Here is an 11,764-nt window from a genome sequence, read left to right on the forward strand (position 1 = left end):
TCGACATGAACATGCCGCACAACGCGTTCAAGGCCGCGCTGAACAGCTCAGCGACCCGATATGGCATCTGGGCCGGGTTCGCCACCGGCTACGCCGCCGAGATCGTCGCCACCACCGGTTACGACTGGATGCTGATCGATGGCGAGCACGCACCCAACACAGTGCCCGGCGTACTTGCCCAGTTGCAGGCCGTGGCGCCTTACTCGACCGCGCCGGTAGTGCGCGCGGTGAATGGCGATGCCAACCTGATCAAGCAACTGCTGGATATCGGCGCGCAGACGCTGATGATCCCGATGGTCGAAACCGCTGAGCAGGCACAGGCACTGGTGCGCGCCATGCGCTACCCGCCCCACGGCATTCGCGGGGTCGGCGGCGGCCTGACCCGCGCCACCCGCTGGGACGGTGTGCCCGATTACTTGAATACAGCCCACGAACAACTGTGCCTGATCGTGCAGGTGGAATCGCGCACCGGCGTGGAAAACGTCGCAGCGATTGCCGCCGTCGAGGGCGTGGATGCGGTGTTTATCGGCCCGGCGGATTTGTCGATCGGCCTGGGCCACGCCGGCAACCCCGGCCATCCGGAAGTCCAGGAGCGGATTCAACACGCCGTGAACGCCACGCTGGCGGCCGGCAAGGCCTGCGGGATTCTCGCCCCCAACGAAGAAGACGCCCGCCGCTACCAGCACTGGGGCTGCCAGTTCATTGCCGTGGCCATCGACATCAGCCTGCTGCGCCAAGGCGCCATGGCCACCCTCGCTCGCTACCGCGAACCCGCCACCACTCAAGCGCCGTCACGCACTTACTGATCTGCCAAGGAGTCGCACCATGTCATCCGTGCCTGTTTACGAAAACTTCATCGACGGCCAGTTCGTGGCCAGCGCTGCCCACCTCGATGTGATCAACCCGGCTACCGGCGCCCTGTTGTCGAAAGTCCCGGCCTCGACCGCCGAGGACGTCGACCGCGCCCTCGCTGCCGCCCGTGCCGCGCAAAAGGACTGGGCGCGCAAACCGGCGAACGACCGCGCCGGATACTTGCGCCGGATCGCCGCCAAACTGCGGGAAAACGTCTCGCACCTGGCGCGCACCATCACTCTGGAGCAAGGCAAGATCAGTGGCCTGGCGGAAGTCGAAGTCAATTTCACCGCCGATTATCTCGATTACATGGCCGAATGGGCCCGGCGCATCGAAGGCGAGATCATCACCAGCGATCGTCAGAACGAAAACATCTTCCTGTTCCGCAAACCGTTGGGCGTGGTGGCCGGGATCCTGCCGTGGAATTTCCCCTTCTTCCTGATTGCCCGCAAGATGGCCCCGGCCCTGCTGACCGGCAACACCATCGTCATCAAGCCCAGCGAAGAAACCCCGAACAACTGCTTCGAATTTGCCCGACTGGTGGCCAAAACCGACCTGCCGCCCGGCGTGTTCAACGTGGTCTGTGGCGACGGCCGAGTCGGCGCGGCATTGAGCGGACACAAAGGCGTGGACATGATCAGCTTCACCGGCAGCGTCGACACCGGCTCGCGGATCATGGCCGCCGCCGCGCCAAACATCACCAAGCTCAACCTGGAACTGGGCGGCAAGGCACCGGCCATTGTGTTGGCGGATGCAGACCTCGACCTCGCGGTCAGGGCAATCCGCGATTCGCGCATCATCAACAGCGGCCAGGTGTGCAACTGCGCTGAGCGGGTGTACGTCGAGCGCAAGGTGGCCGATCAGTTCATCGAACGCATCGCAGCGGCCATGAACGCGACCCGCTATGGCGACCCGATTGCCCAGCCGGACGTGGAGATGGGTCCGCTGATCAACCGCCAGGGGCTGGACAGCGTCAATCGCAAAGTCCGCACCGCGTTGAGCCAGGGCGCAAGCCTGATCAGCGGCGGACAGATTGCCGACCTGCCGAATGGCTTCCACTTCCAGCCCACCGTTTTGGCCGGTTGCCGCGCGGATATGGAGATCATGCGCGAAGAGATTTTCGGACCGGTGCTGCCGATCCAGATAATCGACGACCTGGACGAAGCCATCGCCCTGGCCAACGACTGCGACTATGGCTTGACCTCATCGATCTACACCCGCGACCTGAGCAAAACCCTGCAGGCGATGCGCGAACTGGATTTTGGCGAAACCTACGTCAATCGCGAGAACTTCGAAGCGATGCAGGGTTTCCACGCCGGCGTGCGCAAGTCCGGCATCGGTGGCGCGGATGGCAAACACGGGTTGTACGAATACACCCATACCCACGCGGTCTATCTGCAAGGCTGAGCCACGCACCCTCTGTGAAGAGCACGCGCCTATGCCATCGCTTGGGCGCCTGCCCCATCACCCTGAAATAGACATCTCATCGGCATTTCCCCGGTCGTAGCAATGGGCAGGTCGAACAGTACTCAGCGGGTTCGGTGGCCAGGTAATAAAAGCAACAGGTTCGGCGAAAGCGGATGCTCCGCTGCCCTTCGTCCACCAGCGTCGGCGGTCGGCGGAAATGGCTCAGCGGGTTGTAATCGAGGCCGAACAACGCAGGCTCGGCTTGTGTCAGCAACCAATTGAAGTCCGCTTCACAGCGCTCGCGAATTGAAGAGTCTTCTATTTTCGCCATGCGCTTTTCATACAGCGAATAAATACGCACGGCGGTGTTTTCCCAGAGAATGCGCCGGGAAACTCCGGTGACACGATTGAAGGTTTGCCACAACGGTTTCAGCAGTCCGGCGAACAGTCCTTGCACCAGCATTTCCCGCCAAGCCTCGCGCTCATTGAGGCCATAGGTCAGCGGCTCACCGTGATGCAGCGGCATCGAAGACGTCCACAACCCGTCATCGTGGCCGTATTCAATCACCGTGTTGTCGAGCGTCAGCAATAGCCCTTTGTCATACGCCGACATCGCATACAAACAGGCGCCGGTCGCCAGAAACGACAAGCGCTTGCCCAACAGCGAGGCCGTGATCGCCCGGGTCGGCGAGCCGATCACCGGGCCCAGCGCATCCAGCAGTTGCTCGCACACGTCTTCCTGCAACAAGTCCCGGGCCTTCATCGAACGCAACGGGTCGCGCTCGTCGCTGTCCTTGAGCCGCAAGCCACCGGACAACAGCGCCCACTCCGACGCCGTGAAATGACAGGCCAGATTCATTGCGGCAACTCCCGGCCAAACGGAATGCACAGCGGCGTTGCGAAGAACGGGTCGGGAATGATTCGGCAATTGAGGTCGAACACGGTCTTGACCAGGGCCTCGGTCAACACCTCGTCGGGCCGCCCCTGGGCAAAGGCCGTCCGGTTGTGCACCGCAACCATGTGGTCGGCGTAACGACAGGCCAGGTTGAGGTCGTGCAGCACCATGATGATGGTCTTGTTTTCGAGCCGGTTGAGGTCGCGCAACAGGTCCAGCACTTCGATCTGATGCGCCAGGTCGAGAAAGGTAGTGGGTTCGTCGAGCAGCACGATACCGGTGTCCTGGGCCAGGGTCATGGCGATCCACGCGCGCTGGCGCTGGCCACCGGACAACGCGTCCACCGGTCGGTCCGCCAGGGCCAGCAGACTGGTTTGCGCCAGCGCGCGGTTGACCATGGCTTCGTCTTGCGCCGACCACTGTTGCATCCAGCTCTGATACGGATAACGCCCCAGCGCCACCAACTGGCGGACGGTGATGCCCTCCGGCGCGCTGGGGGTCTGGGGCAAAATGGCCAACTCCCGGGCCACGGCGGCCGTGGACTTTTGCTGGATATCCACACCGTTGAGAATCACCGAGCCCTGCTGCGGCTTGAGCAGTCGGGCGAAGGATTTGAGCAAGGTGCTTTTGCCGCAGCCGTTGCTGCCAATCAGTACCGAAATCTTGCCCTGGGGCAGTTGCATGTCCAGCGCGTCAATAATCACCTGGCGCTGATAACTCAGGGTCAGGCCGCGACTTGCAATCGACGTCATACGTTGAATTCCTCAATGACGCTGTTTGATCAACAAATAGAGAAAAAAGGGTGTGCCCAGCACGGCGACAAAAATCCCGGCCGGCAGATCCAGCGGCAAAAACAGCACACGCCCGGCGAGGTCGGCCAGCACCACGAGGTTCGCCCCAACCAACGCCGCCATCAGCGCCTGACCGCCGAAACCCGGGGCCACCAAACGCTTGGCAATGTGCGGCGCAATCAGTCCGACAAACGCTATCGCCCCGCCCCAGGCAATCGCCGCACCGGCCAATGCCACGCTTACCAGCAACAAACCGGCGCGCAACCACTGCACGGGAACGCCAATGCCTTGGGCTAGTTGGTCATCCAGCTGTTGCACCATCACCTGCCGGGCCAGCAGCACCAGCAGCGGGCAAATACCCAACAACCAGCGACCCAGCGCCAGCGGTTCCGGCCAACTGGCGCCGTACACGCTGCCGGTCAGCCAGACATAAGCCGACAGGGTCGTGGTCAGCGGACTGAAGACCAGAATGAAGGTGGTCGCGGCGGTCAACATCGCGCTGATGCCGACCCCGATCAACACCAGGCGCAGCGGGGAAGCCCCCTGTTTCCAGGCCAGCAGATAGATCGCCCATGCCGCCAGCCCCGCGCCCAGCATCGCCGCCAGCGGCAGATACTGTTGACCCAGTGCGACGGAGAAAAACGACAGGTACAGCACCGCCGCCGCACTGGCGCCGCTGGTGATACCCAGCAGGTCGGGCGATGCCAGCGGGTTGCGGATGATGCTTTGCAGAATCAGCCCCGACACCGCCAACGCCGCGCCCACCAGCGCCGCCAGCAGCATCCGCGGAAAGCGCAGTTGCTCGACGATGAACGTCAGGCTGGGGTCCTGGCTCGACAGCAAAATGCGCAGCACCTGCAGCGGCGACAGCATGACTTTACCCAACGACAGCGAGCCGAGCATGATCAGCGCCGTCACCATCAACGCCGCCAGCAACCGCCACAGCGTGGCGACATTGATCCGCCGGGAAAACCCGCTGCGGCGCCAAATCAGGACCTTATCCATAACGACCTCCACGCCGGGCCAACAGGATGAAGAACGGTGCGCCGAACAACGCCGTCATCACCCCCACCGGTACCTCCTGCGGCAGGATCAACACCCGCGACAAGGTATCCGCCAGCAGCAGGACAATCGCCCCAAGCAGCGCGCAACCCGGCAGCAACCAGCGATGATCGATGGACAAGCCCTTGCGCACCATGTGCGGCACCAGCAAGCCGATAAACCCGATGCTGCCGGCCAATGCCACGGCACTGCCCGCCAGACAGACCACCAGCACGCTCATCAGCAGCCGGATCAAACCGGTGCGCTGACCCAGGCCGGTGGCAATCTCCTCTCCCGCGCTCAGCACGTTGACCTGCCCCGCCAGCAACATCGCGCCGAACAGCCCGAGTACGCCACACATCAGCAGTGGTGCGGCGACCGACAGGCTGCGCTCGGTCAACGAGCCCGCCAGCCAGAACAGCACCGTGTCCAGGCCATCCTGATTGACCACCAGCAACGCCTGGCTGAACGCGGAGAACAATGCGGCCATCGCCGCACCCGCCAGCACAATACGCAACGGGCTGAGACTGCCCTGCCCCATGTTGCCGATCAGCCACACCAGGCTGCCGGCCACGGCCGCGCCGATGAACGCGCACCACAGCCAGGCATCCGGGGATGACAGGGAAAACAGCGAGGAACACAGGATGATAAAAAAAGTCGCGCCGGCATTGATCCCGAACAAACCGGGGGACGCCAGCGGATTGCGCGTCAGCGCCTGCATCAAGGCCCCCGCCACGGCCAGGCTCGCGCCCACGGCCATTGCCATCAAGGTTCGCGACAGGCGTGTGGTGGTCACCAGCACATGGCTGACGCTCAGCGGATCGGGATGCACGAAGGCTGCGGCAATTTGCGAAAGCGGAATCCAGGTCGCTCCGACTGCCAGGCTCAGCACACTGCTGAGCAGCAACACGACCCCGGCACAGCACAGCTTCAACCCATTGCTCATCAGGCCACATCCGCCGTGACCAACCGCGCAACATCATCGAGCATCAGGTTTGCCCCGAGCATTCCGCCCGACAGGCTCCAGGCCACGCCGTCGACCCGCCACACCCGCCCCTGCTGCGGCGCACGCATTTGCTGCCACAGCGGATGCTGCACCAGGCTTTCATAGTTTCGCTGCACCGCCGGTTTCTCCGCGCGCAAGAAGACAAAGAAAATGTCGGCATTCACCACCGCCAGACTCTCCTTGCTGGTGAGTTTGATCGATACCCCGCTCGCCGCCCGACTGGCCTCACTCCAGCCCAACCCCAGTTCAGTGACTACCGAACCTGGAAAACTGGCCGGCAAATAACTGCGGATATGGTCTTCGCGGACATCCAGAATCGACACCGTAGGCGGCCAGCGCCCGGCAAACTTCTGCTGCAGTTGCCGGCGCAGTTGCGCCGTACGCAGTTGCCAGCGGGCCAACACCTCGTCGGCCCGTTGCTGGCGGTGCAAGGCCAGGCCCATCAACGCCAGGGTTTTCTTGAATTCGAACACCTCCTCCAGCATCACCACCGGGACGATCTGCTTGAGCAAGGGTGCGATTCGCTCATGGCGAAAACGCGAGGCAATGATCACGTCCGGCTTCAGCAGCGCGATGTCTTCAAGGCTCGGCTGGGTTTCCAGGCCGACATGGGGCACCGGCTCCAGCGCCGAGCGCAGATAGCGATAGGTGGGCTTTTCACTCCAGGAATCGACGATGCCGCAGGGTGTGATGCCCAACGCCACGGCGCTGTCGGTGGCGCCCTGAAACAGGGTGATCACCCGCAGCGGCGCGGCATCGGCCAGAGCCCACGCCGACGGAGTGAACCTGAGTGCGAGCATGCCCAGGGACAGGCGCAGCAGCGTGCGCCTGGAGGGCGTGTTGACCTGTTCGTTCTTGAGCGGGTTAGTGAGGCTGGGCATGCTCTGGTCCTCTGCAATCGATGCATGACACAACTCGGCAGCGCCCTTCCCTGTGGCGCAACGCACGGTTGAATCGATTCAGAAGTCGACGGTCGCCGAAAGCAGGTAGGTGCGTGGCGTCGCGAGCGTCAATCCAGGCTCGCTGTCATCCGAGGCCCCGGCGGAACTCCAGTAGCGCTTGTCGGCCACGTTCTCGACATTGGCACGCAGGGTGATGTTCTTTTCTTCGACCTTGAACGCGTAGCGCGCGCCCACGTCGACACGCGTCCAGGCATCGATTTCCTTGTTGTTGGACTGGTCCAGATACTGCGAGCTGGAATAGATGCTGCGGCTGGTCAGGGTCAGGCCTTGTACATTCGGCACGTCCCACTCGGCCCCCAGGTTGACGTTGTATTCCGGCGTGGCGGGAGCGCGGTTGCCGTCAAAGGTGCCGTTGGTGGTATCGGTCAGCTCGCTGTCGATGTACATGACGCCGCCGAGCAGGCGGAAGCCTTTGAGCGGCTCACCGAACACACTGACTTCCACACCCTTGTTTTCGCGTTTGCCGTTCGGGCCGAAAACCCGCGTCGTGGCGTTGGTTTCATAGGCTGGCTGTTTGATCCGGAACACCGCAGTGGTGATGGCGAACGCACCCGCATCATATTTGGCACCGACCTCGACCTGCCGACTGATGAACGGCGGGAAGATTTCGTCCTCGTTCACCGAGGTCGACGGCGCGATCTTGCCCTGGCTCAGGCCCTCCATGTAGTTGGCATACAACGAGAGTTTATCGGTGGCCTTGAACAGGATGCCGCCCGAGGGCGAAACCTTTTCTTCATCGTAGCCCTTGTCGCCTTTGACATCATCCGTCCAGTCGTCAACCTGCACTCGCTGCCAGCGGGCGCCGAGGGTCAACAGTACCCGATCATCGAAGAACCCCAATGTGTCGGACAACGCCACGCTGCTTGAGCGGTTCTCGGTATACACCTCAGAATCGAGTCGCGTGGGAGTGATGGGCGTCGGTGTTTGCACCGGGTTGTAGATGTTGCTCGGGGCGGCGGCATAACGGGCGCCGCCGTTTTCGAAGTCCATGTAGAAATAGCTGGCAGCCAGGTTGATCTCATGGCTCACCGGACCGGTATGGAACCAGTTGCGCACCCCGGCATTGGCCGTGCGGACATTTTCGTCACGGGTGAAGTCACGTGGCAAAACGCTGAAATTACCCGCGTCGTTGGTGACCGCTACGGCGTGCCGGAGAAAGTCATGATTACTTTTACGCGCGCCCGCACCGGCGTACACCATGACGGAATCGCTGACATCGTACTCGCCGGTCACCGTACCGAAGGTGTCCTTGGTACGCGCCTTGCTCCACGGCTGCGCATAGTTGTGGCGAACATCGCTGGCGTGCGGAACCTGAGCGTTAGCGCCCACCTGCACACGCTCCTGCGGGGCGTCGGTGTCACGCTCGTTATGTCCGACGTCCGTCGAGAGCCGCAGGCGTTCACCGCGAAAATCCAGGCCCAGCACAGCCATCTCGCGGTCAACGCTCTGGTGATCCCATTCGGTGTCGCCGGACTGCTTCACGCCGTTGAAACGAACACCGAACATGTCCCCCTCACCAAAGCGCCGACCGATGTCCACGGCCCCGCCGACCTGGCTGTCGGAAGCGTAGTTGCCGGTAAACGAAGTAATGGGCACGTCGGTGGCGCGCTTGGGCACCACGTTGATCCCGCCACCCACGCTGCCCCGCGGCGAGATGCCATTGATCAGCTGGCTCGGGCCCTTGAGGATGTCGACGCGGTCGGCCATTTCCATGTCAATCGTGTACGTCGGCAGGATGCCGTAGAGACCGTTGTAGGAGACATCACTGTTGAACAGGCTCATTCCGCGAATGGTGAACTGCTCATACCGCCCACCCGCCGGATTGGTGGCGCGAACCGAGGGATCGCTGGCCACGAGGTCGCCCAAGGTACGCGCCTGCAGGTTTTTCACCAACTCACTGGTGTAGGTGGTCTCGCTGAACGGCGTCTCCATGAAATCTTTCGAGCCCAGCAAGCCTTGCGATCCACGGCGTGCCACCTGCCCGCCGACATACGGATCACCGTGCGCCGTGTCCGCCGTCGCATAAATAGAGGTAGCGCCCAATTGCAGGCTGCTGCCGGTTGGCACCGGGGTCAGCATGTACGCCTGTTCGCCCACCGGCTGCAGTTGCAGACCGGAACCCTGTAGCAGCCGGGCGAAGCCCTCCTCCACCGCGAAGTCGCCGGACAGACCGGGGCTGGTGCGCCCGCTCACCAGTGCCGGGTCCACTGACAGATTGACCCCGGCCAGCCCGGCGAAACGGGTCAGCGCAGCGTCGAGGCTACCGGCTGGCACCTGATAGCTGCGGCGCGGCGCGTCTTCGGCCCAACCGGCAGTGATGAACAACGGACAGGCACTCAGGCTCAACAACAGACTCAAGTGCAACAACGGGCGCAACCTGGATGGAGCCGGACGCATACTGCAAGACATCACTGCGGGCATTGTGAATCTCTCTGATTTCGTTTCGCTTACCTTGAATGACAAGCGAGGCGAAAAAAGGGGACACGCTTTAAACACTATTTTTTCGCGGTACCAGCGTTACCCAGTAACGCGTACGCGAATGCACTTCCAGCGGCAGGCTGGCCGCCAGCAGAGCCAGAATGCGATCAGTGTCTTCAAGGCGGAAACTGCCGGTGATGCGCAGCGATTCCAGCTCAGGCTCCCAACGCAATACGCCGGGACGATAGGTGCTGAGTTCGCGCAGAAAATCCCCCAAGGGCTGGTTCTGCGCCATCAGCACACCCTCACGCCAGCCTGGGGCCAGCACATCGAATGGCTCCACGGCACCGGCACCCGCTGCTTGAAGGCTGACCTGCTGGCCACCGCGCAACGAAAAGACTGGCCCGTGCAGAGGCTGCAACTGCGCCGTGCCTTTGAGCACCGAGACCTTGCAGCCCGCCAGCCCCTGACGAACGCATACTTCGCCCTGACTGACGACCACTTGCCCGAAACGCGTGAAAATCGTCAGCGGCGAGGCCCCAGGCACATTCAGCGCAATCTCGCCCTCGACAAGCTTCAGGCGCTGGTTTTTCAGGTCGATATCGACGGCACTGGCAGTGTTCAGTTGCACAGAGCTGCCATCGGCCAACCGGACCTTTTTGCTTTCCCCGGTGGCAGTCCGCAGGTCGGCACTCCAGGTATCCAGCGGCAACTGTCGACTGATCAGCCAGGCGGTCGGCAGCAAAGCCACCGCCCCGACAACGCGCTTGAGCACGGTACGTCGACTGGCTTGTGGCCGGTCCAGGCTGGCCATGGCCAGGGCCGATGGCAGGTCGGCAAAGCGTTGGCGCAATAGTTGCGCTTTCTGCCAGGCCTGCTCGTGACTGCAATGGCTATCGCGCCAGCTCTGCAGCTGCGACCGGTCCTGTTCATTGGCGCAGCCGGATTCCATGAGGGCCAGCCACTGCGCGGCGGCCCGCACGACTTGCCGGGCCTGGGCCGAAGGTGCCGAACCGTTCACATGTCCACCAGCAGGCAATGTTCGTAGGCTTGAGCCATGTAGCGCTTGATCGTGCGTTCCGAGACCTGCAGACGCTCGGCAATCTCTTGATAGCCCAGGCCTTCCAGCTGACTCAAGAGAAACGCGCGGCGTACCGGGCCCGGCAATCCATCGAGCAGTTCATCCAGGGCTTGCAGGGTTTCCAGCAGGATCCAGCGTTGCTCCGGGGACGGCACGCAGTCCTCGGGCAGCAACGCCAATGCATCGAGATAGGCTTGCTCCAGGCTGCGGCGCTGGTAGAAGTTGGCCAGCAGCCGCTTACCGACTGTCGCCAGATAGGCGCGAGGCTCTTGCAGGTCGGCGATGCGCTGAGAGCTGGCGAGCAAACGAACGAAGGTATCCTGGCTCAGATCCGCCGCATCGCTGCCATTGCCCATGCGTCGTCTCAACCATCCTTCGAGCCAGCTCCGATGGTCGCGGTACAGGTCGTGGAAGGTTTGCTCCGGCGGCAACGCTGCATCACTCATCTAAAGAAACCCTGCGCGAAGAAATATTTTAAATGCGACTCATTCTAATTAGTGTTGAGAGATCAAACCAAGTCCTTTGTGTGAATTGCACCTGGTAAAGGCTTGAATAATTTGATGACAGGCCGATATTTCGGCCGCGCGGTGCCGGTTTATCGAGGCTGCGGATTATTGAGGGGAGTTTTCAAGAGACAACGGAATTCACTGGCCATCCGCGCGTGGTCGGCAGCTGCGAAACCCTGAGGGTTGTAAGGAAGGAGAAAAAGCCAAATCGCAGAAACAAAAAACCCCGGTCTTTCGACCAGGGTCTTTGCTATCGACTCGAAGTAACCAGTGGCTTCTTCGTAGCTCCAAGGCGTTCAGTGGGCCTCGGGGCAGATATGGCGCAGCGGACGGGACTCGAACCCGCGACCCCCGGCGTGACAGGCCGGTATTCTAACCGACTGAACTACCGCTGCGTATCGCTTTGAGCTGACGCTCAATTAACTCGTCTGATTAAAAGCTCTGAGACTTTTCAATCTCTCTTTTAATCTCGAATCAGGGCGGACCTGACTCGGAAAATATGGCGCAGCGGACGGGACTCGAACCCGCGACCCCCGGCGTGACAGGCCGGTATTCTAACCGACTGAACTACCGCTGCGCGTCGGTGGAGGCATTTCAGCCTACCTCTTGCTTTCGCAAGTATCTCGGAAGTGGTGGGTGATGACGGGATCGAACCGCCGACATTCTGCTTGTAAGGCAGACGCTCTCCCAGCTGAGCTAATCACCCGTTTGCATCTCCGAGGCCGCGAAATTTACGCAGGTAGCGAACCTAAGTCAATAGCAGGATTGAAGTTTTTCTGAAAAAGACAAAATTATGTATGTGCAG

The 11,764-nt window shown here is 61.8% G+C and carries 10 protein-coding genes and 3 tRNA genes; 2 read left to right on the top strand and 11 right to left on the bottom strand.

The features are described from left to right. Positions 1-5: 5 nt before the first annotated feature. Both AC3IT6_RS19275 and aldA read left to right on the top strand, forming a co-directional pair. Entirely contained in the window at positions 6-806 is an 801-nt protein-coding gene (locus AC3IT6_RS19275) for an aldolase/citrate lyase family protein (protein WP_489352032.1), read from the top strand. Between the two features lie 19 nt (positions 807-825). Further along, on the top strand, positions 826-2,259 hold the full coding sequence (aldA, locus tag AC3IT6_RS19280) for an aldehyde dehydrogenase (RefSeq protein WP_489352034.1): 1,434 nt from the start codon (positions 826-828) through the stop codon (positions 2,257-2,259). 76 nt (positions 2,260-2,335) lie between these two features. On the opposite strand, the gene AC3IT6_RS19285 is transcribed toward aldA, so the two are convergent. From AC3IT6_RS19285 to AC3IT6_RS19335, 11 genes are all read right to left on the bottom strand, one after another. Beyond that, on the bottom strand, positions 2,336-3,118 hold the full coding sequence (locus AC3IT6_RS19285; protein ID WP_489352036.1) for an IucA/IucC family C-terminal-domain containing protein: 783 nt from the start codon (positions 3,116-3,118) through the stop codon (positions 2,336-2,338). Continuing rightward, the gene (locus tag AC3IT6_RS19290; protein ID WP_223448418.1) at positions 3,115-3,906 is read right to left on the bottom strand and encodes an ABC transporter ATP-binding protein; all 792 of its coding nucleotides are present in this window, start codon (positions 3,904-3,906) and stop codon (positions 3,115-3,117) included. Before AC3IT6_RS19290 ends, AC3IT6_RS19285 begins: the two co-directional genes overlap by 4 nt. Positions 3,907-3,918: 12 nt before the next feature. Next, positions 3,919-4,950, bottom strand: coding sequence for a FecCD family ABC transporter permease (locus AC3IT6_RS19295; protein ID WP_489352039.1), 1,032 nt, complete (start codon positions 4,948-4,950; stop codon positions 3,919-3,921). Then, the gene (locus AC3IT6_RS19300) at positions 4,943-5,932 is read right to left on the bottom strand and encodes a FecCD family ABC transporter permease (RefSeq protein ID WP_489352041.1); all 990 of its coding nucleotides are present in this window, start codon (positions 5,930-5,932) and stop codon (positions 4,943-4,945) included. Before AC3IT6_RS19300 ends, AC3IT6_RS19295 begins: the two co-directional genes overlap by 8 nt. Then, on the bottom strand, positions 5,932-6,873 hold the full coding sequence (locus tag AC3IT6_RS19305; protein WP_489352043.1) for an ABC transporter substrate-binding protein: 942 nt from the start codon (positions 6,871-6,873) through the stop codon (positions 5,932-5,934). Before AC3IT6_RS19305 ends, AC3IT6_RS19300 begins: the two co-directional genes overlap by 1 nt. A gap of 78 nt (positions 6,874-6,951) precedes the next feature. Next, positions 6,952-9,375, bottom strand: coding sequence for a TonB-dependent siderophore receptor (locus AC3IT6_RS19310; RefSeq protein ID WP_489352045.1), 2,424 nt, complete (start codon positions 9,373-9,375; stop codon positions 6,952-6,954). 67 nt (positions 9,376-9,442) lie between these two features. Next, positions 9,443-10,393 carry a FecR domain-containing protein gene (locus tag AC3IT6_RS19315; RefSeq protein WP_489352047.1) on the bottom strand — a complete coding sequence of 317 codons (951 nt, stop codon included), beginning with the start codon at positions 10,391-10,393 and terminating at the stop codon, positions 9,443-9,445. Beyond that, the gene (locus tag AC3IT6_RS19320) at positions 10,390-10,899 is read right to left on the bottom strand and encodes a sigma-70 family RNA polymerase sigma factor (RefSeq protein ID WP_489352049.1); all 510 of its coding nucleotides are present in this window, start codon (positions 10,897-10,899) and stop codon (positions 10,390-10,392) included. Before AC3IT6_RS19320 ends, AC3IT6_RS19315 begins: the two co-directional genes overlap by 4 nt. Positions 10,900-11,277: 378 nt before the next feature. Beyond that, positions 11,278-11,354, bottom strand: a tRNA-Asp gene (locus AC3IT6_RS19325). Between the two features lie 105 nt (positions 11,355-11,459). Beyond that, positions 11,460-11,536, bottom strand: a tRNA-Asp gene (locus tag AC3IT6_RS19330). Between the two features lie 53 nt (positions 11,537-11,589). Then, positions 11,590-11,665: transfer RNA gene (locus AC3IT6_RS19335), tRNA-Val, on the bottom strand. Between the last annotated feature and the right edge of the window lie 99 nt (positions 11,666-11,764).

Source organism: Pseudomonas sp. KH_017 (assembly GCF_057840285.1).